We start from the raw sequence: 24,167 nt of genomic DNA on the forward strand, positions 1-24,167 counted from the left end.
GCTCCGATCGGACTTCAGGCCCGGCTCGCCCGCGCGCCGCGGGTCGGCCCGCCAGCCCCGGGCGGGCGGCGGCAGCGGCGGCCGGCCGGGCGACTCCACGCCGCCCGGGACCGTGGTGGCCGGCACCTCCGCCCGGCTCACGCCGGCGCCGTCGACGCGCAGCAGCGTCCGGCGTTCCGGCACGTCGAGGTCGGCGAGGGCCAGGTACGCGGCCCGCCCGCTCCAGCTCAGCCAGCCGGCGCCGCGCAGGTTCGTGGCGGCGGCGACGGGCGCGGTCAGGGTCACGGCGGCGCCACCACGGGCGCGCAGCCGGGCGGGCAGCCGGTCCAGCCGGCCCTGTTCGGCCGGGGTCAGGGCGCGGGGCTGCCCGGGCCGCCCGCCGAGGGCGTCGACCGGCCGCAGCGTGGGCCGGTCGGTCCGGTTCAGCTGCACGGCCACCGCCCCGACGCCGGCCAGCGTGGTCTCCACCCGGTGCAGCCGGGCGTCGTGGTCGAGCCAGTAGCGCGTGTGCCCGCCCGGTGACGAGCTCGGGGCCGCTGCGGCGGGGCCCGGCGGTGGCGCCTGGAGGACGTCGACCGGTACCGCCCCGGCCGTGGCCCCACCGACCCGGCGCGCGGCGTCGGCCGGCGGGTCCGGTCGGTCCGCGGCGAGGCGGAAGAGCAGGTCGAGCACGGCGGCCAGCGCCTGTCCGGCGGGTGGGTCGTGCAGCCGCCAGCGTTCCGCCGGGGGCACCAGCGGGGGCGGCGCGGGGGTCGGCACGGCAGTCGGGTCGGGACGCAGCAGGACGACCGTCGGGGTGGCCTGCAGCAGCCCGCGTTCGACGCCGGCCCCGGGCCCGCCGACGTCGAGGTAGAGCAGCGGCCGGGACCAGTCGACCCAGCCGACGAGGTCGGTACGCGTCGCGCCGTGGCCGGCCGTCACCCGTACCCCGGCCCGCAGGTCGCGGTAGTTGGTGACCCGCATCGCGGCCAGCCGGTCCCGCTCGGCGCCGGTCAGTGCCCTCGCCTGCTCGGGCCGCTCAGGTGCCCAGGTCAGCAGCCCCACGACCAGGGCGGCGGCGGAGAGCACGGCCACGGCCGCGAGCGCCAGCAGGAGGGCGCGGCGCCGGCCGGTCACCACCCGCGGGATGCCCCCGGTGTGGGCGTCGTCGTGCGGTGGCGGGCCCTGCGGCGGGTGTGTCGGGCCGGGACGGGTGGTCCGGGCGGCGGAGGTCTCCACGGGAGGTTGAACGGGATTCGCCCCCGTGGGGTGACGAGCAGGGGCGCCCGCGGCGGCCGGTCAGCGCCTCACGCGCGACCACGTCGGTGCGCACGCCGGGAACGCCGGGTGCTGCGACCACTGTGCCGGGGGCGGGCCGGCCGTGACGGCCTGGCCACCTGCCCGGTCGGCCGCCGCGAGCGGCCTACACCGAGAGCGTAGTCCGGTGAGATGCGCCACACAATGCGAATATCGAAGCCGATCACGGACCCGGCGTAGTCGCGCCGCGGTGTCGGACCCCCGGCGTACCGTTGTCGTCATGGCGCTCGACATTCCCCGGCTCGACGGTCGCTTCCAGGTCGTCAGCGATTTCCAGCCGGCAGGCGATCAGCCGACGGCCATCGACGACCTGGAGCGTCGGGTCCGACGCGGCGACCGCAACACGGTGCTGCTCGGCGCGACCGGCACCGGCAAGAGCGCCACCACCGCGTGGCTGATCGAGCGGTTGCAGCGGCCGACGCTGGTGCTCGCGCCCAACAAGACGCTCTGCGCGCAGCTGGCCAAGGAGTTCAGCGAGCTGCTGCCGCACAACGCCGTCGAATACTTCGTCTCCTACTACGACTACTACCAGCCCGAGGCCTATATCCCGCAGACCGACACCTACATCGAGAAGGACTCCTCGATCAACGAGGAGGTCGAACGGCTGCGGCACTCGGCGACGATGTCGTTGCTCACCCGGCGCGACGTGATCGTGGTGGCCACCGTCTCGGCGATCTACGGGCTCGGCACCCCGGAGGAATACCTCGACCGCGCGGTGCGGGTCGCGGTCGGGCAGGAGCTGGACCGTGACCAGCTGCTGCGCCGGCTGGTCGACATCCAGTACACGCGTAACGACATGGCCTTCAACCGGGGCACCTTCCGGGTCCGCGGCGACACGCTGGAGATCATCCCGGCCTACGAGGAGTTGGCCGTCCGGATCGAGCTCTTCGGCGACGAGGTGGAGAAGCTCTACTACCTCAACCCGCTCACCGGCGACGTGGTGAAGGAGGTCGACGGGCTGGTGATCTTCCCGGCCACCCACTACGCGGCCGGGCCGGAGCGGATGGAGCGGGCGATCCGCGACATCGAGGCCGAGCTGGCCGAGCGGCTGGCCGAGCTGGAGCGGCAGGGCAAGCTGCTGGAGGCGCAGCGCCTGCGGATGCGCACCACCTACGACATCGAGATGATGCGCCAGGTCGGGTTCTGTTCCGGCATCGAGAACTACTCGATGCACATGGACGGTCGGCTGCCGGGCAGCCCGCCGCACTGTCTGCTCGATTACTTCCCCGACGACTTCCTCACGGTCGTCGACGAGTCGCACGTGACCATCCCGCAGATCGGCGGCATGTACGAGGGCGACGCGTCGCGCAAGCGGATGCTGATCGACCACGGCTTCCGGCTGCCCAGTGCCGCCGACAACCGGCCGCTGCGCTTCGACGAGTTCCTGGAGCGGGTCGGCCAGATGGTCTTCCTCTCCGCCACGCCGGGCCCGTGGGAGCTGGAGCAGGCCCAGGGCGAGTTCGTCGAGCAGGTGATCCGGCCGACCGGGCTGATCGACCCGGAGGTCGTCATCAAGCCCACCAAGGGCCAGATCGACGACCTGATGCACGAGATCAAGCTGCGCACCGAGCGCGACGAGCGGGTGCTGGTGACCACGCTGACCAAGAAGATGGCCGAGGACCTGTCCGACTACCTCCTGGAGAACGGCATCCGGGTGCGTTACCTGCACTCCGAGGTCGACACCCTGCGCCGGGTGGAGCTGCTGCGGGAGCTGCGCAAGGGCGACTACGACGTGCTGGTCGGCATCAACCTGCTCCGGGAGGGGCTCGACCTGCCGGAGGTGTCGTTGGTCGCCATCCTCGACGCCGACAAGGAGGGCTTCCTGCGCAGCGGCCGGTCGCTGATCCAGACCATCGGTCGGGCGGCCCGCAACGTCTCCGGCCAGGTCCACATGTACGCCGACAAGATCACCCCGTCGATGGCGCAGGCGATCGAGGAGACCAACCGACGGCGCGACAAGCAGATCGCGCACAACGAGGCACACGGCATCAGCCCCGAGCCGTTGCGCAAGAAGATCCACGACATCCTCGACGACATCTACCGCGAGGCGGAGGACACCGAGAACAGCCGGGTCGGCGGGGCCGTGCGGCAGCTCTCCCGCGGCAAGGCGCCGGTCAAGGAGACCCGCAGCCGCAGCCGGTCCGGCGGGGCCGGGCCCGCGCGCGAGGGGATGGCCCGCGCCGAGCTGGCCCAGCTCATCCAGGAACTCAACGACCAGATGCTGGCCGCGGCCCGGGAACTCCAGTTCGAGCTGGCCGCGCGGATCCGCGACGAGGTCGCCGACCTCAAGAAGGAGCTGCGTGGGATGGACGCCGCCGGGGTGAAGTGAGCCCCGGTCGGCGACGGCGGCCCGCCGGGAACCGCGGCGGGCCGCCCCCGATCCCGCGGTGACGACGGGAGACGGTGATGGACGGGGTGGACGGTGGGGTCGGCGAGTTGGTCGTCGGCGTCCCCGAGATCCGGCTGCGTCCCTTCGTGGACCGCTACGTCGGCTACCGGGAGTGGGCAGCGCAACCCCTCGTCCGCCGCGAGGTGGCCGGGGCGTTCGTGGTGGTCATCCTCGGCTGGGGCGCCCCGCTCGACGTCGTCGACCCACGCAGCGCCGAACGCGGCGCCTACGGGGTCGACTCGTTCGTCGCGGGCACCTTCGACGCCTACTGCGCGACCCGTACGGTCGGCGTGGGCGAGGGGGTGGAGCTGCTGCTGGCCCCGCTGGCGGCCCGGCGGATCCTCGGGCTGCCCCTCGGGGAGCTGACCAACCGGGCGGTGGCGGTCGAGCAGCTGCCCGGCGGGTGGCTGGGCCGGTTGCGGTGCCGCCTCGCCGCCGCCGCGAGCTGGTCGACCCGTTTCGCGCTGCTCGACGCCGCGCTGGCCGCCCGGCTGGCGACGGCCGCCCCGGTCGACGCGCGGCTGGACCGGGCCTGGGGGCGGCTGGCCGGCAGCGGCGGGCGGGTCGGCGTGGGGCCGCTCGCCGACGAGCTGGGCTGGAGCCGCCGTCACTTCGCGGTGCGCTTCCGCCAGGAGGTCGGCCTGTCCCCGAAGACCGCCGCCCGGCTGCTGCGCTTCCACCGCGCGTACGCGGCCCTGGGCACGGGGCCGGGCGTGCCGGACGTGCCCGTCGGGGTGCAGCGCCCGGGGGCGGCCGGCGGGTGGGCGGATCTGGCCGTCCGCTGCGGCTACTACGACCAGTCCCACCTGATCCGCGACTTCCGCGAGTTCGCCGGGGACACCCCGGCCGCGCTGCTCGCCAGGTCACATTCGTCCAATCCCGGTTGACCGCCTCGCGGCAGGATCGGGGCATGCGAACCATCTACCCGATCTTCCGCTACCGCGACGCGCGCCCTGCCATCGACTGGCTCTGCGCGGCGTTCGGCTTCACCGTGCACGCCGTCCACGACGCGCCCGACGGTTCCGTGGCGCACGCCGAGCTCATCCTCCAGACCGGGATGATCATGGTGGGCGAGCGGCTCGGCTCCGCGCCCCGCCCGGGCGACGAGGAGTGGTCGGTGTATGTGGCGGTGGATGATCTCGACGCGCACCACGCCCGTGCCCGGGCCGCCGGTGCCGAGATCGTCCGCGAGCCCTTCGACACCGACTACGGCTCCCGTGACTACATCGCCCGTGACCTGGCGGGCAACGTCTGGTCGTTCGGCACGTACCGGCCCTGACCGCTGATCGAGGCGGGCCCCGGGCGCCCCGCCGGGCGAACCGACGTCAGTAGCGGTGCGCGAGCGGACTATTGCGCTCAGTGATCGTCCTGCGTAGTCTCCCTCGGTGGGGAGGCTGGGGATGCCGTTGCCAACGAGTCCGGTCATTCGTCGCGCCCGCCTGGGCGCAGAGCTGCGTCAGCTGCGACGGCGGGAGGCGCTGACCCTGGAGCAGGTCTGCGACCGGCTGGGTTGGGCCTCCACCTCGAAGCTGTCCCGCATCGAGCTCGGGCAGAGCCGGCCGGACCTGGCCGACGTGCTCGACCTGCTCGACGTCTACGAGGTGCCGCCGCCGCAGCGCGACGCGCTCATCGTCATCGCCCGCGACGCCGCCACCAGCCGGGGCTGGTGGAAGGCGCTGGGGGAGATGGGCGAGCGGCAGCGCACCTACGCCGAACTGGAGGCGGGGGCGGCGAGCATCGTCGACTGGCAGCCCGCCGTCGTGCCGGGCCTGCTCCAGACCCCGGCGTACGCCCGGCTGCGGCTCGCCGCCGGCCGGCTGCTCGACCCGGCCCTCGACGTGGACGCCGACGTGCGCGCCCGGGCGCTGCGGCACGAGGTGCTGCGGCGGGTCGACCCGCCGCGCTACACGGCGCTGCTCGCCGAGGTCGCCTGCGACGCCGGCGACACGCCGCCGCAGGTGTGGCGGGAGCAGTTGCGCCACCTGGTCGATCTGGCCGGACTGCCGCACGTGACGATCCGGCTGCTGCCCCGTGGCGTCACCGCGCGGGGCGGGGCGCAGCCGCTCACGCCGTACTCCTGCTACTCGTTCCCCGACCCGGCCGACCCGCGCACGGTGATGCTGGAGGCGCTGACCACCGACGTGCGGTTGGTGACGCTCGCCGACGTCGACCGCTACGAGCAGCTCACCGGCTGGCTGCTGGACGCGGCCCTCGGCCCGGACGAGACGGTCGCGGCGCTGAGCCGGCTCGCCGCCGACTGAGCCCGGCTCACAGGTGGCGGCGGAAGCCGCCCTCCGAGTCGATCACCTGGCCGGTGATCCAGTCGGCGTCGGACGAGCAGAGGAACCGCACCAGCCGGGCGGCGTCCTGCGGCGTGCCCCAGCGTCCGCTCGGAAAGAGCTTGGCGACCTCGGCGTACGCCTCGGGCGAGGCGTATCCGGTGTCCGTCGGGCCCGGGTGGACGCAGTTGACGGTGATGCCCCGTGGCATCAGCAGCGGGGAGAGCTGGAAGGTCGCGTTCTCCACCGCCGCCTTGCTGACCGCGTAGGCGAGGGTCTGCGGCATCGGGCCGAGGCGCTGGCCGGTGGAGAAGAGCACCAGCCGGCCACCCGATCCGGCGGTGAACGCCTCGGCGAACGCTTCGGCGAGCAGCAGCGTGGCCCGCACGTTGACCAGCAGGTGCCGGTCGATCTCGGCCGGATCCAGCGTGCCGAACGGCGTGTCGGTGCAGTAGGCGTGCACGGCGACCACCGCGTCGAGCCGGCCGTGCCGGCGTAGCGCCTCGGCGACCAGGCCGGCGGGCGCTGCCGGGTCGAGCAGGTCGGCGCGGACGTGTCCGGCGTCGCCCAGCTCGCCCAGCAGGGCCGGCACGCCCTCGGGATCGCCGCCGTAGGGTTGGGCGTCGTCGAACTCCGGCAGACCGGTGAGCAGCAGCCGCCAGCCGTCCGCGGCGAGTGTGCGGGCGACCGCCGCGCCGATGCCGATCCGACGACTCACGCCCGTCACGAGGGCCACCCGCTGCGTCATGGGACCAGTCAACCGGCGTCGGCGACCGGGCGCCAGCGGGTATCTCCGCGCGGCAACCGGGCCCGGCGCCCCCGAGCCCGTCGGGACCGGCGGCCGTCGCGTGTACGCCGCACCCTAGGGCAGGGGTACGACAGCTCAGGCCGGCACGTCCACGAAGTGCTCGACCAGCGGCGGATTGGCGAAGTGCGGGCCGATCAGCGCCCGCCACTGTGCGAAGCGCTCGGTGGCGCGGAAGTTGTCGTTGTGCGCCTCGACCGAGTCCCACTCGACCAGCAGCACGAACCGGCTCGGGGACTCGACGCCCCGGGTCATCCGCACCGACCGGCAGCCGGGCGTGCCGGCGAGCACCGGATGCCCCTTGGCGTACGCGGCGGCGAACTCGTCCTCGTGTCCCGGCAGTACGTCGATGAGCGCGACCTCAAGCACCATGCCCGGAAGCCTTTCACGCCGCCGTGCGGGCCGGGCGCCGCGGGGGCCTGTTCCCGCAGGCCGGGCGGATCTAGGGTGGGCGCGCGGAAATGGGGGAGGCGAATGATCGACTGGCTGACCGGCACGGCGTTCACCGTGGCCGGAACCGGCACCACCTGGGCGGAGCTGCTGGGCTTCGCCACCGGGGTGCTCAACGTCTGGCTGGTGGCCCGGCAGCGGATCGCCAACTGGCCGGTCGGCATCGCCAACGTGCTGCTGCTGATGCTGCTGTTCTGGACGGCCGGCCTCTACGCCGACGCCGGCCTCCAGGTCGTCTACGTCGGCCTGGGCCTGTACGGCTGGTGGGCGTGGCTGTACGGCGGCGAGCGGCGCACCCGGCTCACGGTCGGCCGGACGGGCCGCCGGGAGTGGTGGGCGCTGGCGGCGGCGGGCGTGGTGCTGACCGGCGGGCTCTGGACGCTGCTGGACCGGGCCACCGACTCCACCGTGCCGCTGCCGGACGCGCTGACCACCGCGCTGTCGCTGCTCGCGACGTACGGGCAGACCCGCAAGCGGGTGGAGAGCTGGTGGCTGTGGATCGCCGCCGACCTGATCTACATCCCGCTGTACGCCTACAAGGGCCTGTACCTCACCGCGGCCCTCTACGTGATCTTCCTCGGGCTCTGCGTGCTCGGGCTGCGCGAGTGGCGGGCGGACCTGTGCCGCGGCGCCGCACCGACCCCGGTGCCCCCGGGCCCGGCGCCGGCGGCGGCGTGACCGGGGCGAGCCCCGCCGGCGGCGTGACCGGGGCGGCGGGCCTCGGCACCGGGCCGGCGGCGCCGGAGTTCCGGCACGCGATGGTGGTGGGCAAGTTCTATCCGCCGCACGCGGGCCACCACGCGCTGATCGAGGCCGCCGCCGCCCGCTGCGCGGCCGTCACCGTGGTGGTGGCACCGTCCCGCCGGGAGTCGATACCGCTCGCGCTGCGGCTCGACTGGCTGCGCGAGGTGCACGCGGCCACCCCGTGGGTCCGCTTCGTCGGCCGCTACGACGACCACCCGGTGGACTACGCCGACCCGGCGGTCTGGGACCTGCACTGCGCGGTGTTCCGGGAGGCGCTGGGTGGGGCGCCGGTGGACGCCGTCTTCTCCTCGGAGGCGTACGGCGAGGAACTGGCCCGGCGGTTCGACGCGGTGTCGGTCTGCGTGGACCCGGGGCGGCGCGGCGTGCCCGTGTCGGGGACGGCGGTGCGCGCGGATCCGGCGGGCCACTGGGACCGGCTCAGCGCGCCGGTGCGGGCGTGGTTCGTCCGGCGGGTGGTGGTCCTCGGCGCGGAGTCGACCGGCACCACCACGATGGCCGCCGCCCTCGCCGCGCACTACGGCACCCGCTGGGTCCCCGAGTACGGCCGGGAGCTGACCGCGCGGAAGCTTGCCCGGCTGCGCCGGCGGGACCCGGCGGCCACGGTCTTCGACGTGGCCTGGGACCGCGACGACTTCGCCGAGGTGGTCCGGGAGCAGCAGGCGGGGGAGGACGCCGCGGCGAGGTCGTGCGGCCCGCTGCTGTTCTGCGACACGGACGCGCGGGCCACCGCCGTCTGGGAGGAGCGGTACCTGGGGTCGACGTCGGCGCGGGTGCGCGCGGCGGCCCGGCGTCCCGCGCTGTACCTGCTGACCGACCACGTCGGGGTGCCCTTCGACGACGACGGGCTGCGCGACGGCGAGCACCTGCGGGCGTGGATGACGGGGCGGTTCCGGGCGGAACTGGCCGGCTGTGGGGTGCCGGTGGTCGAGCTGATCGGGCCGCACCGGCGGCGACTGGCTCGGGCGGTGGCCGTCTGCGACGCCCTGCTCGCGGCCGGCTGGCCGCTGGCCGATCCGCTGGTCGCCGCCGACAGGAGCACCTAGCCTCCTAGGATGCCCTACGGGTGGTGCGGCCGGTCTCGATCCTCACCGCCGGCCAGCATCGATGCGTCGGCGTGTGAAAGGACACTCACGACCCGGGATGCGGCCACTGGCGGCGGTGGGCAAGAATGACGGGCGAGGAGGGGAGTATTCCCCCGCGACGGAGTCGTCAGCACGGTCGAGCGCCGATCCTGGACGCACGACCCGGCCCGTCGGTCGCCGCCCCTGGGGCGGTGACGGAAGAGACCTCCGACAGTCACCAGTGTCAGCGCCGACGGCACACCGCGTCCGGACAGGGCGTACGGTGTGCCCGTCGCTGCGTGTCTGCCGGAGGAATGAACCTTGGACGTGTCCGGACTGGTCTGGGCGGGGACGCTCGTCGCCCTGACCGGGATCCTGCTCGTGGATCTGCTGATCGTCGGTCGGCGACCGCACGAGCCCAGCGTGCGTGAGTCGAGCCTCTGGGTCGGCTTCTACGTCGCCCTGGCCCTGATCTTCGGCGCCGGCCTCTGGCTGACCTCCGGGGCCAGCGCGGCCGGGCAGTTCTACACCGGCTGGCTGACGGAATACAGCCTCTCGGTGGACAACCTGTTCGTCTTCGTGATCATCATGGCCCGGTTCGGCGTGCCCCGGCAGTACCAGCAGAAGGTGCTGCTCATCGGCATCGTGCTGGCCCTGGTGATGCGCGGCGGGTTCATCGCGGCCGGCGCGGCGCTGATCTCCCAGTTCTCCTTCGTGTTCTACGTCTTCGGTGCGTTCCTGATCTACACCGCGATCAACCTCGCCCGGCAGGGCGAGCCCGACGAGGACGAGTTCTCCGAGAACCTGCTGATCCGGTGGAGCCGTAAGGCGCTGCCGATCTCGCAGAACTACGACGGCGCGAGGCTGACCACCCACACGCCCAAGGGCAAGCGGATCTTCACCCCGATGCTGATCGTCATGATCGCCATCGGCACCACCGACCTGATCTTCGCGCTCGACTCGATTCCGGCGATCTTCGGCATCACCCAGGAGCCGTACCTGGTCTTCACCGCCAACGTCTTCGCGCTGATGGGCCTGCGGCAGCTCTACTTCCTGCTCGGCGGCCTGCTCAGCCGCCTGATCTACCTCAGCTACGGCCTGGCCGTGGTGCTCGGCTTCATCGGCGTCAAGCTGGTGCTGGAGGCCCTCGCGGACAACAAGCTGCCGTTCATCAACGGCGGCGAGCACGTCTCGTGGGCCCCGCACATCCCGATCTGGCTCTCGCTGACCGTCATCCTCGGCACCCTCGCCGTGGCCACCGTGGCCAGCCTGGTCAAGTCCTCCCGGGACCGGCGGCGGGTGCTCACCGACGCCCGTCACTGAGCCGTAGGCGACGACGGAAGGGCGCTCCCGACCGGGAGCGCCCTTCTTCGTTGTCTGCGCGGCCCTCGCCGGCTACCGCGTCGTCGAACGGCCGGGTCAGACCCGGTGGGCGCCGACCAGGGTGGCGGTGCGCTCGTCGGGCAGCCGCTCCTCCAACACCCGGCGCCGCAGGTAGCAGGCGTGCAGCATCCGCCGGTCGTCACCCGGACGCGGGTCGGCGGTGACGATCCCGATGTGGTGGATCCGACGCCCGGGCCGGGCGAAGAAGTAGAGGTCGCCGGGGCGCTCCGCGCCCAGCGGCACCGGCCTGGTCACCGTCGCCTGGTCGCTGGCGTCGCGCGGCAGCAGCACGCCGAGGCGCCGCCAGGCCAGGTGGACCAGGCCGGAGCAGTCGATGCCGTACGCCGACACCCCGCCCCAGATGTAGACGACGTCGAGAAGGCGCTGCGCGACGTCGAGCACCTGCTCGGCCGACGGGGGCGTGGTGGGCACCGGTACCGCGTCGCTGGCGGGCAGCCAGAGCGGCGCGACGTGGCCCGGCGCGTGCACCGGTTGCCAACCGTCGACCGGCGGCCCGGCCGGGAACAGCCGGGTGCCCACGACGACGCCGGCCAGCACCTCGGCGCCGTCGGGCGCGTCGCGCAGCGCGGTGACGGTCGCGTCGACCACGAGGGGGTCGGCGTCGACCGTGTCGTCGACCGGGGCGAGCTGCTCGGTGGGCAGCCAGCCGGGGTAGCCGCGTGGGTGCAGCCGGGGGGCCGGCTGCTCGACCGCCACCACGTGCGCCCAGCCGTCCGGGCGCAGCTCGGTGACCAGCACGCGCTCGCCGAGCAGCAGTTGGCTCAGTACGCAGTCGCCGACCTGCTGGTCGGTGTCCATGCCGGAGATCCAGGCCGCGATGTCGGTACGCGCGGCCAGGGCGGGGCCGTCGACGGGTCGTACCGCCTCGGGGCTGCTCCAGAGGGTCGCGACCGCGACCCGGACCATGGCCTCCCGGCCCGGTTGCAGCTCCACGTCCACCCCCAGCTCGCGCCGAATGTCCCCGCGACCATATGAAAGTTTTCGACAAGCATCAACTACGAGTCTGCATCTTTACTTCAGTCACGGAGCTGATGCCGAGGCCCGGCGCGTCCGGCAGCACGACGCTCGCGCCGTCGTACCGCAGGCCGCCGCGCACCGGCGACCAGGCCAGCCACCAGGCGGCGTCCAGGTCGGCCACCGCGGTGGTGCCGTAGGCGCCGACCAGGCTCGCGGCGGCGCCGATACCCACCTGACTCTCCATCATCGACCCGACGACGGTGCCGAGGCCGTGCGCGGTGGCCAGGTCGAGCAGCGTCCGGGCCGGGTGCAGGCCGCCGCACTTCGCGAGCTTGACGTTGACCATGTCGGCGGCCCGGCGGCGGATCACCTCGACCAGGTCGCGGACGCCGAAGACCGACTCGTCGGCGAGGATCGGCACGTCCACCCGGTCGCTGACCCAGGCCAACCCGTCCAGGTCCCAGCGGGCGACCGGCTGCTCGACCAGCTCCACGCCCAGCCCGGCGTCCTCGACGCCACGGATCACCCGGACCGCCTCGCGCGGGGTCCAGCCCTGGTTGGCGTCGAGGCGGATGCGGACCCCGTCGCCGACGGCGGAGCGCACCGCGCGGACCCGCTCCAGGTCGCCGGCGGCGTCGGTGCCCACCTTCAGCTTGAGCACGCCGAAGCCCTCCGCCCGCCGCTGCCGGGCCGCCGCGGCCAGGTCCACCGCGTCGCCCGCGGCGAGCGTGACGTCCGTGGGCACCCGCAGGGCGGTGCCCCCGAGCAGCCGCACCAGCGGTACGCCGAGCCGCCGCGCGGCCAGGTCGTGCAGTGCGACGTCGACGGCCGCCTTGGCCGCCTCGTTGCCGACGACCGCCCGTTGCACCTCGGTGCAGCGGGCCACCAGGTCGTCGGCGTCGCGGCCGGTGAGCGCCGGGCCGAGCAGCTCGCGGACGCACGCCTCGGAACCGGCCACCGACGCCCCGGTCACCTGCCACACCTGCGGCGCCTCGCCGTAGCCGGACCGGCCGTCGGCGTCGACCACCTCCACCACCAGGGTCTCCACGGTGGTGGTGCGGCGCAGCGCGGTGACGAACGGCGTGTGTAAGGGGGCGGAGAGCCGATGGGTGCGTACCGCGGCGATCGTCATGTGCGGCACCCTATACGGACACGAGCACGCGAAGGGGAGGCCGGCATGAGCGAACGGAGTGAGCGAATCATCGGGTGCAGGGCGGTGGTGCCTCATGGCGGCGCGGAGCGCAGCGGAGTGCCGGCATGAGCGAACGGGGTGGGTGGGACTGGGAACTGGTGGGCGCGCCGAACGCGCGGGACCTCGGCGGACTGGTCGGTGCCGACGGCCGGAAGGTGCGTGCCGGGGTGCTGATCCGTACCCCGGCGCTGGGGCGGTTGACCGACGAGGACCTGCCCGTGCTGGCCAAGCTCGGCCCGGCCTGCGTGGTCGACCTGCGCGACCACTCGGAGACGGCGGTCGCCCCACCGGACCGGCTCGTCGGGGAGCCGCGGGTGGTGCACCTGCCGGTGCACGACGCCGAGCATCCCGTCTTCACGTACGTCTCGGCGGTGCTGCTCGGGCACGACCTGGGCGCGTACGCGGCCCTGGCGCAGCAGGGCACGCCGGCGGCGATGTCGGCGATCTACCGCTGGTTCGTCAGCGGGGAGTCGGCGCGGGCGAACTTCGGCGCGGCGGTGCGCCTGGCGGCCCGGGCGGAGAACCTGCCGCTGGTCTACCACTGCTCGGCGGGCAAGGACCGGACCGGCTGGTTGACGGTGCTGCTGCTCAGCGCGCTCGGGGTGGACGAGGCCGCCATCCGGGCGGACTACCTGGCGAACAACCGGCTGACGGAGAGCCTGCGGGAGGTCCTGCTGGAGGCGATGCGGCGGCGGATGCCGGGGCTGGACGTCGAGGCGGTGCGTCCGGTGCTGGAGGTACGCGAGGAGTACCTGGACGCCGCGTACGCGGAGGTGCGCCGGGTGCACGGGTCGTTCGGGGCGTACCTGCGTGACGGGCTCGGGGTGACCGACGACGTCGTGGCGGCGTTGCGGGCGCAGCTGCTGGACTGAGGCGTCAGGTCACAGGTCCCGTCGGGCGTCCCAGGCCGCGGCGGAGATCCGCGCGATCAGCCGGCACGCGTCGTCGTCCTCCTCGCCGGTGGGGCCGCCGTCGGCGAGGTCGGTGGTGGTGCAGACCACGATGGCGTACGGCGGCGCGTCGTCGGGGAAGACCACCCCGGCGCCGTGCCGCACCCCGCGCACCCAGCCGTTCTTGTGCGCGATGCGGGTGCCCTCGGGCAGCCCGGCGGCCAGGTCCTCGCGGTGCTCCTGGGCGCACAGCACGTCGAGCATGGCGGCGCAGCCGGCCGGTGAGGCGAGCGGGCCCGGGTGGTCCACGCCGGCGGCCAGCGCGCCGAGCAGCGCGGCCAGGTCGGTGGCGGTGACCAGGTTGCTGACGCCCGCCTCGCGGGCCGCGAAGTCCTCGATGCCCCGGCCGGTGACGCTGTGCCGGGCCCCGGCGAGGTCCCACACCCGCGCCACCGCAGGCAGTCCGACGTGGTCGATGACCAGGTTGGTGGCGAGGTTGCTGGAGCGCACGATCATCCGGTGGGCGAGCCAGCGCAGCGGCGCGCCGCCACCGAGCCGCTCCCACACGGCGTCGTCGTTGTCGTAGTGCCGCGCGCAGGAGAACCGGGGCGCGCCGGGCAGCGCCGAGTCGAACTCGTTGCGCACCGGCACGGGGGCGTCGAGGTCGAGGGTGCCGGCCTCGGCGGCGCGGTGCAGCGCGACGAGCACGGCCGCCTTCATGGTGCTGGCGGCGTAGTGGGTCGCGTCGGCGCGCCGGGTCCAGGTGGGGGCCGCGCCGATCCGCCCCACGTACGCCGACACGGTGCCGGGCACCTCGTCCAGGCGGCTGTCGAGTTCGTCCCAGGTCATGTGGCTGACCGTAACGGATCGTCGACGGGGCGGCGTGCCGGGGCGATCAGTCGTACCGTGCGGGGATGACGGTTGCCGCCTACGACGCGCACGCCGACTGGTACGAGGCGTTCGCCACCGACACGTCCAGCGACTACATGACCCGGGTGCGCGGCCGGCTGCGCGACCTGCTCGGCCCCGGCCCCGGCCGCTGCCTCGACCTGTGCTGCGGCACCGGGCTGCAGGCGGCGGAGCTGCGCCGGCTGGGCTGGGACCCGGTGGGGGTCGACCTGTCCGCCGGGCAGCTGCGGCACGCCCGGTCACGCCTGCCGGTGGCCCGCGCCGACGCGTCGGCGCTGCCGGTGGCCGACGCCTCGGTGCCGGCGGTGGCGTGCGTGCTGGCCCACACCGACGTGCCCGACTACGCGTCCGTGATCGCCGAGGTCGCACGGGTGCTCGCGCCGGGCGGGTGGTTCGTCCACGTCGGAGTGCACCCGTGTTTCATCGGGGCGTTCGCCGACCGCTCCGACCCGCGGCGGATCGTGATCGACGGTGGCTACGCCGAGCGGGAGCGCAGCTTCCGGACCTGGGCACCCGACGGGGTGCGGGCGCGCGTCGGCGCGTGGCACGTCCCGCTGGCCGGCCTGCTCAACGCGGTCACCGAGGCCGGGCTGACCCTGGTGCGCACCGCCGAGTCCGGCTCCGGCCCGGTGCCGGACCTGTTCGCCTTCCTCGCCACCCGCCCCGCCTGACCTCTCTCGGGCCGGCACGGGCGGAGCCCGGACCGCGCGGGGCGGTCCGGGCTCCGGAAGGGCTGCCGTCGTGCGTCAGCCGGCGTGCTTGCGGCGGGCGGCGGCCCGACCCCGGATGGTCTGGTCGAGCACCACCTTGCGGATCCGGATGGCGGCCGGGGTGACCTCGACGCACTCGTCCTCGCGGCAGAACTCGAGGGCCTGCTCCAGCGTCAGCTTGCGCGGCGGGATCAGCTTCTCGGTCTCGTCGGAGGTCGACGCGCGCATGTTGGTGAGCTTCTTCTCCTTGGTGATGTTGACGTCCATGTCGTCGGAGCGGGAGTTCTCCCCGACGATCATGCCCTCGTACACCTCGGTGGTCGGCTCGACGAAGAGCTGGCCGCGCTCCTGAAGGTTGATCATCGCGAACGACGTCACGGCGCCGGCGCGGTCGGCGACCAGGGAACCGTTGTTGCGGGTGCGCAGCTCGCCGAACCACGGCTCGTACGACTCGAAGACGTGGTGCAGGATGCCGGTGCCCCGGGTGTCGGTGAGGAACTCGGTGCGGAAGCCGATCAGGCCCCGGGCCGGGACCAGCCACTCCATCCGGATCCAGCCGGTGCCGTGGTTGACCAGCTGCTCCATCCGGCCCTTGCGGGTCGCCAGCAGCTGGGTGATCGCGCCCAGGTACTCCTCCGGGGCGTCGATGGTGAGCCGCTCGACCGGCTCGCAGGTCTTGCCGTCGATCTCCTTGGTGACGACCTGCGGCTTGCCGACGGTCAGCTCGAAGGACTCGCGGCGCATCTGCTCGACCAGGATGGCCAGTGCCAGCTCGCCGCGGCCCTGCACCTCCCACGCGTCGGGGCGCTCGGTGGGCAGCACCCGCAGCGACACGTTGCCGACCAGTTCCTTGTCGAGCCGGTCCTTGACCATCCGGGCGGTGACCTTGGCGCCCTTGACCCGGCCGACCAGCGGCGAGGTGTTGGTGCCGATGGTCATCGAGATGGCCGGCTCGTCGACGGTGATCAGCGGAAGCGGGCGCGGGTCCTCCGCGTCGGCCAGGGTCTCGCCGATCATGATCTCGGGGATGCCGGCGACCGCGATGATGTCGCCCGGGCCCGCCGAGTCGGCCGGCTTGCGCTCCAGGCCCTCGGTCATCAGCAGCTCGGAGATGCGCACCCGCTGGGTGCTGCCGTCGGTGCGGCACCAGGCGACCGTCTGCCCCTTGTTGATGGTGCCCTGCCGCACCCGGCACAGCGCCAGCCGGCCGAGGAACGGGGAGGCGTCGAGGTTGGTGACGTGCGCCTGCAGCGGCGCCCCCTCCTCGTACGCGGGCGGCGGGATGGTGTCCAGCAGGGTGCGGAACAGCGGCTCGAGGCTGGTGCTGTCGTCGGGGACCGCGCCGTCGGCGGGCTGGGTCAGCGAGGCGATGCCGTCGCGGGCGCAGGCGTAGACGATCGGGAAGTCGATCTGCTCCTCGTCGGCGTCCAGGTCGAGGAAGAGCTCGTAGGTGTCGTCCACGACCTCCTTGATCCGGGCGTCGGGGCGGTCCACCTTGTTGATCACCAGGATGATCGGCATGCGTGCCTTGAGCGCCTTGCGGAGCACGAACCGGGTCTGCGGCAGCGGGCCCTCGCTGGCGTCCACCAGCAGCACCACACCGTCGACCATGGTGAGGCCGCGCTCCACCTCGCCGCCGAAGTCGGCGTGGCCGGGGGTGTCGATGATGTTGATGGTCACCGGGTCGGAGCCGTCGGCCGGCAGGTACCGCACGCCGGTGTTCTTGGCCAGGATGGTGATGCCCTTTTCCCGTTCGAGGTCCATCGAGTCCATGACCCGTTCGGTTACCTCGCCGCGGGCGCCGTAGGCGCCGGCCTGCCGCAACATGGCGTCGACCAGGGTCGTCTTGCCGTGGTCGACGTGGGCGATGATGGCGACGTTGCGGAGGTCGGTGCGAAGCTGCATACCCTCCATACTCCTGTCTGCGGTTGCCGGGGCACGCGTCGGGGTCTCCCCGCGAATGACCCGGATCTCTGCCGAAACTGATGTTCCGACCGTTTCAGCGCCTGGCATGCTGACCCCCGTGGGAATGGGGGCCCGATGCACGACCTGCTGACCTCGCTGCAGGGCCTGCCGCCCCTGCTGATCTATGTGATCGCCGCGATGGTCGTCGCGGGGGAGACCGCCGTGATCTTCGGTCTGCTGGTGCCGGGCGAGGCGACCCTGTTGCTGGTCGGCTTCCTAGCGTACGCGGGGACGCTGCGGCTCGTACCGGCGCTGCTGGTGATGATCCTTGCAGCAGTGATCGGCGACACACTGGCGTACCGGGCGGGCCGGCGGCACGGGCCCCGGCTGCGCGCCGGCCGGCTGGGCGCGCGGGTGGGGCACGAGCGGTGGAGCCGGGCGGACGCGATGCTCGGCAGGCTGGGCGGGCGCGGGGTCCTCACGGCCCGCTGGGTCGCCTTCGCCCGCACCCTGGTGCCCCGGCTCGCGGGGGCGGCCGGGATGCCGTACCGGCGGTTCGCGCCGTGGAACCTGGCCGGGGTGGTGACCTGGGTGGGCGGTTCGGTGCTCGTGGGCAACCTGGCCGGCGAGTCGTACGAGACGGTCTCCCGGCTGCTCGGGCGGGCCACCGGCGCGGTGCTGGTGCTGGTGGCCGCGCTGGTCGCGGTCGTGCTGGCGGGACGGTGGCTGGGCCGCAACCCGGATCCGGCCCGGGCGCTGGCGTCGCGGGCCGCAGGGCTGCGACCGGTGCGCTGGCTCAGTGGCCGCTACGGGGTGCTGTTCTTCCTGCTCGCCATGCGCGTCGGGCCGGCCTGGACGCTGCTGATCAACCTGGTCGCCGGCCTGCTGCTGCTCTTCCTGGCCGGGCTCGCCATCGCCTGGGTGCTCGCCGCGGTGGTCCGCCACAGCGGTCTGGCGGTGCTCGACGGCGCGATCGCCGACTGGTTCGCCGACCGGCGTACGCCGGGGGCGGTCGACGTCACGCTGGCGGTGGTCTCGGCGCTGCGCGGCTCGTCGCTGATCGTCCTGGTGGCCGTCGTCGCGGCGGTGCTGGCCTGGCGCAACCGGCCCTGGCGCGCGGACCTGCTCAGCGTGGTCGGCTCGGTCGGGGCGTTCGTGCCGCTGGTGGTGCTGGCCGTGGTGGTCGACCTGGCCGGGCCGACGGCGGGCGACTCGGCCGGCCGGGAGGCGGCCCTGCTGCCGGCTCAGAACGCCGTGGTGGCCGCCAGCCTCTGCACCCTGGCCTGGCTGCTGTCGCGCGGGGCGCGCTGGCCGGTGGCGGTGGCCGCCTGGACCGCGGCGGCGGCCGGGGTGGTCGGCATCGTCGGCGCCCGCCTCTACCTGGGGTGGAGCACCGCCAGCGGCAGCGCCACGGCGGTCCTGCTCGGGGTGGCCTGGACGGCGTTGTTCGTGGTCGCCTGGGCCACCCGGGACAAGGCGGTGCGCGGCGACGCGGCGGAGCCCGAAGCCGCGGCGGTGCGCGCCGACGCGTGAGCTGCCAGGTCGGCGGGCGCGATGCCGGCGCGGACGGAGACGGGGGCCGTGGCGGCACGCCACGGCCCCCGTCGCGCGGGCGGCCCGGTCAGTCCCCGGCGGCCGTCGGCTCGCGTCCGGGCGACGCGTCGTCCTCGTCGCCGGCGGGCCGGCGCGCGATGCGTCCCGGCCACCAGAAGCGGTCGCCGAGGGTGAACGCCAGCGCCGGCACCAGGATCGTCCGGACGAGCAGGGTGTCCAGCAGGACGCCGATGCAGACGATGATCCCGATCTGGGTCAGCAGGATCAGCGGCAGGACGCCGAGGACGGCGAAGACCGCCGCGAGCAGGATGCCGGCGCTGGTGATGACGCCACCGGTGACCCGCAGGGCCGAGAGCATGCCGGCGCGGGTGCCGGTGCGCCGGGCGTCCTCGCGGGCCCGGGTGACGAGGAAGATGTTGTAGTCCACGCCGAGCGCCACCAGGAACACGAAGGCGAGCAGCAGGACGCCGCTGTCGAGCGCCGGCATGTCGAGCACGTGGTCGAAGAGCAGCCACGACGCGCCGATGCTGGCGAAGAACGACGCGATCACGGTGAGCACGAGGAGCACCGGGGCGACCAGACCGCGCAGGAGCAGCACCAGCACCGCGCCGACGAGCAGCAGGATGATCGGCAGGATCAGCCGCAGGTCCCTGCCGTTGGCCTCGTTCTCGTCGTACGTGGCGGCGACGGCGCCACCCACCAGCGCGCCGTCGGACGCGGGCGCGCCCTCGACCGTGGGCGGGGCGGAGCCGGGGACGGCGGCGACCGCGTCGCGCAGCGCCTCGACGGCCCGGCTCGCGGCTTCGGTGCCCGGCTCGGCCTCCAGCACGACGTCGACCTGGGCGACCTGGGCGCCCGCCTCGCCGGGACGCGCGGAGGCGACACCGGGGACCCCGGCGGCGGTGTCCGTGACGGCCCGCACCGCCGAGGGGGTGGTGAGCACGGCGACCGGCTGGGTCGTGCCGGCGGGGAAGGACCGGGCGAGGGTCTCCGCGCCGGCGACCGCCTCCGGCTTGACGCGGAACTGCTCGGTCTCCGACAGGCCGGTGCGGATGCCGAGCCCGCCGAGGGCGAGCCCGACGAGCAGCAGCGTCGCGAGCAGCGCGACGGGTACCGGGCGGCGCTCGACGGCGGCGCCGAGGCGACCCCACAGCCGGCCCTCGCGGACCTCCCCGCCGACGCGGGGCACGAACGGCCAGAACAGGCCGCGACCGAAGATCAGTAGTGCGGCCGGCAGGACCAACAGCGCCGAGAGCATGGCGAGGACGACGCCCGTCGCGCAGGCCACGGCGAGGGCGCGGTTGAGCTCCTGCTCCGACAGCAGCAGGGTTAGCACGCCGAGCACGACGGTGGAGCCGCTGGCGAGGATGGGCTCGGCGACGCGGCGCAGCGCGGCGCGCATCGCCACGAAGCGGTCCTCCTCACGGCGCAGTTCCTCGCGGTAGCGGGCGATGAGCAGCAGCGCGTAGTTGGTGGCGGCGCCGAAGACGAGAACGCTGGCGATTCCGGTGACGGCGCCGCCGGGCAGGTTGATGCCGAAGGCCGGGACGACCGTGTCGAGGGCGCGCAGGGTGAGCTGCTCCGTCGCCGCGACGACGACGAGCGGCACGATCCACAGGAACGGGCTGCGGTAGGTGATGAGCAGCAGCAGCGCCACGACGCCGGCGGTGACGGCGAGCAGCGTGGTGTCGGCGCCGTCGAAGACCTTCGTCAGGTCGGTGGCGAACGCGGGCCCGCCGGTGACCTCCACGTCGAGTCCGGCCGGCACGTCGTCCAGGGACGCGCGGAGCTCGTCGATGCGGCCGGCGACCTCCTCCTGCCCGCCGGCGGTCGACAGCGGCACGGCGACGAGTGCGACGGTGCCGTCGGGGGAGACCTGCGGCGGGCTGACGCGCCCGCCGACGGCGAACCGGCCGAGGTCACCGGTCCGACCGGTGAGGGTCGTGCGGTCGGCCTCGGTGAGGGCCGCCCGGTCGGCGCGGCTGACGACGACGATCGCCGGCTGGACGTCGCGCGAGGGCAGTTGGTCCTGCAGGCGCTCCACCTGGGTCGACTGCCACTGCACCGACAGGCCGGTGGACGAGACGGGCGCCGGATTGTCGGGCTTGGGCAGCATGAAGACGGCCGCCCCGAAGACGATCGCGGCGACCACGGTGAGCCACGCGGCGAGCCGTCCGCGCGCCACTCGGGTGAACACTGACATCCGATGCCCTCACGGTCTCTCGACGGATTTCCTTCGACGGTCAAGAACTCGCGGACCGCGGGAAGAGCCGATCTTCGAGTATCTTGATAAACGAGATTATCGACTGCTGAGTTATGCTGCAACCGGAACGGGACGGCAGGAGGCGGCGACCGACGTGGCAGGTCACGGCATGTACCGGCGGCGCGACACGCGCCGCGAACGGCTGGTCGCCGAGATCGGGGCCGACCTGCGGCGCTACTCGGTCGACGCACAGCACATCGGTCACGCCTTCGCCGGCCTGCACGGGCTCAACGCCACCGACCTGCAGGCGCTGATCGCGGTGATGGACGCCGAGCTGACGGGCCAGCCGATCACCCCCGGCCGCCTCGGTGAGCAGCTCAACCTCTCGTCCGGCTCGGTCACCGCGCTGATCGACCGGCTGGAGCGCGCCGGGCACATCCGCCGCGACCGGGACACCGCCGACCGGCGCAAGGTCTTCCTGCACTACGCCGAGCGGGGCGCGGCGCTGGCCATGGACTTCTTCCGCCCGTTGGGGCGGCGCACCGACGACGTGATGGCCGGCTTCACCGACGAGGAGCTGGAGGTGGTGCACCGGTTCATGGCCGCCATGACCGCCTCGATGGTGGAACACCGGGACGCGGTGCGTGCCGCCCGCGACGAGCCGGCCCGGCGCCCGAACGGCTGAGGCCGTGCTCGACCGGCTGGCAACCCGCCTTGCCACCGCCGCGCTGCGGTTGCCGCCCGCGCGCACCCGTCGGGTCACCCGCACCCGGGGCATCGCGGTGCGGGTGCGCGACGGCGTCCCGCTGCGCACCGACCACTACGCCCCGGACATGCCCGCCGCGCCCACCGTGCTGATCCGCACCCCGTACGGGCGGGGCGGGCCCATGCGGCTGCTCGGCCGGCTCGTCGCCGAACGCGGCTTCCACGTGGTGATCCAGTCCTGCCGCGGCACGTTCGGCTCCGGCGGCACCTTCGCCCCTCTGGTGCACGAGCGCGAGGACGGCCTCGACACCCTCGACTGGCTGCGCCGCCAGCCCTGGTGGTCCGGCGCGTTCGGCATGTTCGGCGCCAGCTACCAGGGCTTCGTGCAGTGGGCCCTCGCCGCCGACGCCGGCGAGGAGCTGCGCGCCATGGTCGCGGTGGTGACCGCATCGGGCACCCGCGACTCGACGTACGCCGGGGAGTCCTTCGCCCTGGACACCGTGCTCACCTGGGCGGAGCTGCTCCAGGCGCAGACCGTGCCGTGGCTGGCCCGGCAGTGGGAGCTCAAGCGCGGCCAACCCCGGCTGGTCGCGGCGCTGGCCCACCTGCCGCTGGCCGAGGCGGACCGGGTGGCCACCGGCGTCACCGTGCCGTTCTTCCAGGAGTGGCTGCGTCACCACACCCCGGAGGCCGACTACTGGCGTACGCGCGTCTTCGGCGACCGGATCGCCGAGGTCCACGCGCCGGTGGCGATGGTGAGCGGCTGGCACGACATCTTCCTGCCGGCCCAGCTGCGCGACTTCGCGGCGCTGCGGGCGGCCGGTGGACGTCCCCGCCTGACGGTGGGGCCGTGGACCCACGGCAGCGTCGGGCTCTTCCTCGCCGCGCTGCGCGACGGGCTGGACCACCTGGACACCCACCTCGCCGGGCGGCTCCCGCCGGCGTCGTCCGCTGCCGCCGCGACGGCCCCCGTGCGGGTGCACGTCGGCGGTGCCGGTGGCGGCTGGCGGGACCTGCCCGACTGGCCGCCTCCGGCGGTGCCCATCCGGTGGCACCTGCACCCGGCGGGCGGGCTGGGCACCGCCGCGCCGGTCCCGTCGGCGCCGGACCGCTTCCACTACGACCCGGCCGACCCGACGCCCTCCCTCGGCGGTCCGCTGCTCGTCGCCCAGCGGGCCGGGCCGGTCGACAACGGCCCGGTCGAGGCCCGACCCGACGTGCTCACCTTCACCAGCGCCCCGCTCGACGAGCCCGTCGAGGTGATCGGCCCCGTACGCGCCGAGATCCACCTACGCAGTGAGCTGTCCTACCTGGACGTGTTCGTGCGACTGTGCGACGTGGACCGGCGCGGCCGGTCCTGGAACGTCTGCGACGGCCTGGTCCGGGTCACGCCCGACCGGTTCCCCGCCGACGCGGCCGGCGTGGTGCGCGTACCCGTGGAGCTGTGGCCCACGGCGCACCGGTTCGCGCCGGGGCACCGCCTGCGGGTGCAGGTTTCCGGCGGCGCCCACCCCCGCTACGCGCGCAACCCCGGCACTGGCGAATCCCTCGGCGCGGCGATCACCCTGCGTGCCGGATGGCGTGAGGTTCTGCACGACCCACAGTGGCCGTCCGCTGTGCTCCTGCCGATCACGCCGCCGCCGTCACAGCTTTCTCCCAGCCGAAAGAACCCTGTCTGAGCTGGGCATTCATCAATCGATGGGGCTATGGTTGGGCCAACGCCCGACGCTGTGCACCACTCGGTCGGGCCCGCGCGTGAGGCTCTTGCATCGCTTACGAGGTGTAACCGTCGTGCCCGGCCTCGACCATCCGCAAGGGGGAATCCCATGACGCGGGCACCGGAAAACCTGTTGACCGTGCGCCGCCTGCTGCTCGACCACCTCGACGTCGACCCCGACAGATCCCGCGACCAGGACCTCGAACCCGCCGAGGTCGGCATCGTCGGCGACCCCGCCCACCGGGGCGGTTACCACTGCGGCTCCGACCGGGTGCTGACCAGGGACTACTCCGTGGTCGAGTCGCCCCGGGACTCCGCCGGCCTGACCCTCGACGCGGCCGCGCTCGACGTCGGCTGGTTCAGCGTCAGCGCCGGGGGGCGGACGCACGACCTCCGCAGCTTCTCCGCCTGGTGCGTCGGACAGTGCGCCGCCGGCAGCGCGGACAGCCGCGACATCCGGGAGATCATCTATTCCCCCGACGGCAAGGTCGTCCGACGGTGGGACCGCCTGGGCAGGCGAACCAGCGGGGACAACTCCCACCTGTGGCACACCCACTTCAGCTTCTTCCGCGACTCGATCAAGGCGAACCGCGACCAGACCCCGCTGTTCCGCCGCTACCTGACCACCATCGGAATCCTGGAGGACGACATGAGCGCCGAGGCCGAAAGTAAGATCAACAGCATCTATACCGGCATGTTCTTCGGCGGGTCGAGCATGGGGCGCAGCGTCGACCCCGACGCGAGCGGCCCCGCGGCGGCCAGCAACAGCCTGGTGGCCAAGCTGGACTACGCGATGCAGCGCCTGGACGCGTTGACCGCCCAGCTCAACACGCTGTCCAGCAAGGACTTCACGGACGAGCAGGCCATCGTCACGGGGGTCCTCGCCACGCTCACCCCCGAGAGGATCGCCGCGGCGATCCCCACCACCATGGCCCGGCAGGTCGCCGACGAACTGGCCCGCCGCCTCGCGGCCTGA

At 73.8% G+C, this 24,167-nt stretch carries 21 protein-coding genes; 13 read left to right on the top strand and 8 right to left on the bottom strand.

Annotation, left to right across the window (positions count from 1 at the left end; all coding sequences use genetic code 11):
- Positions 1-1,218, bottom strand: a 1,218-nt coding sequence (locus V6U77_RS17120; RefSeq protein ID WP_334607331.1) for a hypothetical protein, incomplete at its 3' end; no start/stop codon positions are given.
- A 298-nt stretch (positions 1,219-1,516) separates the two neighbouring features.
- On the opposite strand from V6U77_RS17120, the gene uvrB reads away from it, so the two are divergent.
- The 4 genes from uvrB (at position 1,517) to V6U77_RS17140 (ending at position 5,946) form a co-directional block, all read left to right on the top strand.
- Complete coding sequence (gene uvrB, locus V6U77_RS17125) at positions 1,517-3,625, top strand: excinuclease ABC subunit UvrB (protein WP_334607332.1); 2,109 nt, start codon at positions 1,517-1,519, stop codon at positions 3,623-3,625.
- 77 nt (positions 3,626-3,702) lie between these two features.
- A complete protein-coding gene (locus V6U77_RS17130; protein ID WP_334607333.1) occupies positions 3,703-4,572 on the top strand; it encodes an AraC family transcriptional regulator in 870 nt (289 codons plus the stop codon).
- Positions 4,573-4,595: 23 nt separating this feature from the next.
- A complete protein-coding gene (locus tag V6U77_RS17135) occupies positions 4,596-4,964 on the top strand; it encodes a VOC family protein (protein ID WP_334607334.1) in 369 nt (122 codons plus the stop codon).
- A 121-nt stretch (positions 4,965-5,085) separates the two neighbouring features.
- A complete protein-coding gene (locus V6U77_RS17140) occupies positions 5,086-5,946 on the top strand; it encodes a helix-turn-helix domain-containing protein (RefSeq protein WP_334607335.1) in 861 nt (286 codons plus the stop codon).
- A 7-nt stretch (positions 5,947-5,953) separates the two neighbouring features.
- On the opposite strand, the gene V6U77_RS17145 is transcribed toward V6U77_RS17140, so the two are convergent.
- Together V6U77_RS17145 and V6U77_RS17150 are read right to left on the bottom strand one after the other, a co-directional pair.
- Complete coding sequence (locus V6U77_RS17145; RefSeq protein WP_121400644.1) at positions 5,954-6,712, bottom strand: SDR family oxidoreductase; 759 nt, start codon at positions 6,710-6,712, stop codon at positions 5,954-5,956.
- A gap of 135 nt (positions 6,713-6,847) precedes the next feature.
- Positions 6,848-7,141 (bottom strand): antibiotic biosynthesis monooxygenase family protein, encoded by a 294-nt coding sequence (locus tag V6U77_RS17150; protein WP_334607336.1) that lies wholly within the window; start codon positions 7,139-7,141, stop codon positions 6,848-6,850.
- 102 nt (positions 7,142-7,243) lie between these two features.
- Here V6U77_RS17150 and pnuC point away from each other — a divergent pair, with 102 nt between their 5' ends.
- The 3 genes from pnuC (at position 7,244) to V6U77_RS17165 (ending at position 10,368) form a co-directional block, all read left to right on the top strand.
- A complete protein-coding gene (gene pnuC, locus V6U77_RS17155) occupies positions 7,244-7,897 on the top strand; it encodes a nicotinamide riboside transporter PnuC (RefSeq protein ID WP_334607337.1) in 654 nt (217 codons plus the stop codon).
- Entirely contained in the window at positions 7,894-9,027 is a 1,134-nt protein-coding gene (locus V6U77_RS17160) for an AAA family ATPase (RefSeq protein WP_334607338.1), read from the top strand. Before pnuC ends, V6U77_RS17160 begins: the two co-directional genes overlap by 4 nt.
- 339 nt (positions 9,028-9,366) lie before the next feature.
- Positions 9,367-10,368, top strand: coding sequence for a TerC family protein (locus V6U77_RS17165; RefSeq protein WP_334607339.1), 1,002 nt, complete (start codon positions 9,367-9,369; stop codon positions 10,366-10,368).
- A 96-nt stretch (positions 10,369-10,464) separates the two neighbouring features.
- On the opposite strand, the gene V6U77_RS17170 is transcribed toward V6U77_RS17165, so the two are convergent.
- Both V6U77_RS17170 and V6U77_RS17175 read right to left on the bottom strand, forming a co-directional pair.
- Entirely contained in the window at positions 10,465-11,382 is a 918-nt protein-coding gene (locus V6U77_RS17170) for a C40 family peptidase (RefSeq protein WP_334607340.1), read from the bottom strand.
- 58 nt (positions 11,383-11,440) lie between these two features.
- A complete protein-coding gene (locus V6U77_RS17175) occupies positions 11,441-12,538 on the bottom strand; it encodes a mandelate racemase/muconate lactonizing enzyme family protein (RefSeq protein WP_334607341.1) in 1,098 nt (365 codons plus the stop codon).
- Positions 12,539-12,663: 125 nt separating this feature from the next.
- Between V6U77_RS17175 and V6U77_RS17180 the strand changes: the two genes are divergently transcribed.
- Positions 12,664-13,470 carry a tyrosine-protein phosphatase gene (locus V6U77_RS17180; RefSeq protein ID WP_334607342.1) on the top strand — a complete coding sequence of 269 codons (807 nt, stop codon included), beginning with the start codon at positions 12,664-12,666 and terminating at the stop codon, positions 13,468-13,470.
- Between the two features lie 9 nt (positions 13,471-13,479).
- On the opposite strand, the gene V6U77_RS17185 is transcribed toward V6U77_RS17180, so the two are convergent.
- Entirely contained in the window at positions 13,480-14,337 is an 858-nt protein-coding gene (locus tag V6U77_RS17185) for a serine hydrolase (RefSeq protein WP_334607343.1), read from the bottom strand.
- 65 nt (positions 14,338-14,402) lie between these two features.
- Here V6U77_RS17185 and V6U77_RS17190 point away from each other — a divergent pair, with 65 nt between their 5' ends.
- Entirely contained in the window at positions 14,403-15,068 is a 666-nt protein-coding gene (locus tag V6U77_RS17190; protein ID WP_334607344.1) for a class I SAM-dependent methyltransferase, read from the top strand.
- A gap of 75 nt (positions 15,069-15,143) precedes the next feature.
- Here V6U77_RS17190 and typA read toward each other — a convergent pair whose 3' ends face one another.
- Positions 15,144-17,012, bottom strand: coding sequence for a translational GTPase TypA (gene typA / locus V6U77_RS17195; protein WP_334607345.1), 1,869 nt, complete (start codon positions 17,010-17,012; stop codon positions 15,144-15,146).
- A gap of 135 nt (positions 17,013-17,147) precedes the next feature.
- Here typA and V6U77_RS17200 point away from each other — a divergent pair, with 135 nt between their 5' ends.
- Complete coding sequence (locus V6U77_RS17200; protein ID WP_334607346.1) at positions 17,148-18,545, top strand: DedA family protein; 1,398 nt, start codon at positions 17,148-17,150, stop codon at positions 18,543-18,545.
- Positions 18,546-18,633: 88 nt separating this feature from the next.
- Here V6U77_RS17200 and V6U77_RS17205 read toward each other — a convergent pair whose 3' ends face one another.
- Entirely contained in the window at positions 18,634-20,769 is a 2,136-nt protein-coding gene (locus tag V6U77_RS17205) for an MMPL family transporter (protein ID WP_334607347.1), read from the bottom strand.
- A gap of 169 nt (positions 20,770-20,938) precedes the next feature.
- Here V6U77_RS17205 and V6U77_RS17210 point away from each other — a divergent pair, with 169 nt between their 5' ends.
- The 3 genes from V6U77_RS17210 (at position 20,939) to V6U77_RS17220 (ending at position 24,167) form a co-directional block, all read left to right on the top strand.
- A complete protein-coding gene (locus V6U77_RS17210) occupies positions 20,939-21,454 on the top strand; it encodes a MarR family winged helix-turn-helix transcriptional regulator (protein ID WP_334607348.1) in 516 nt (171 codons plus the stop codon).
- Positions 21,455-21,458: 4 nt separating this feature from the next.
- Entirely contained in the window at positions 21,459-23,153 is a 1,695-nt protein-coding gene (locus tag V6U77_RS17215) for a CocE/NonD family hydrolase (RefSeq protein ID WP_334607349.1), read from the top strand.
- Between the two features lie 147 nt (positions 23,154-23,300).
- Positions 23,301-24,167, top strand: a complete 867-nt coding sequence (locus V6U77_RS17220; RefSeq protein ID WP_334607350.1) for a hypothetical protein — start codon at positions 23,301-23,303, stop codon at positions 24,165-24,167.

The organism is Micromonospora sp. CPCC 205546 (assembly GCF_036902715.1).
Taxonomy (GTDB): domain Bacteria; phylum Actinomycetota; class Actinomycetes; order Mycobacteriales; family Micromonosporaceae; genus Micromonospora.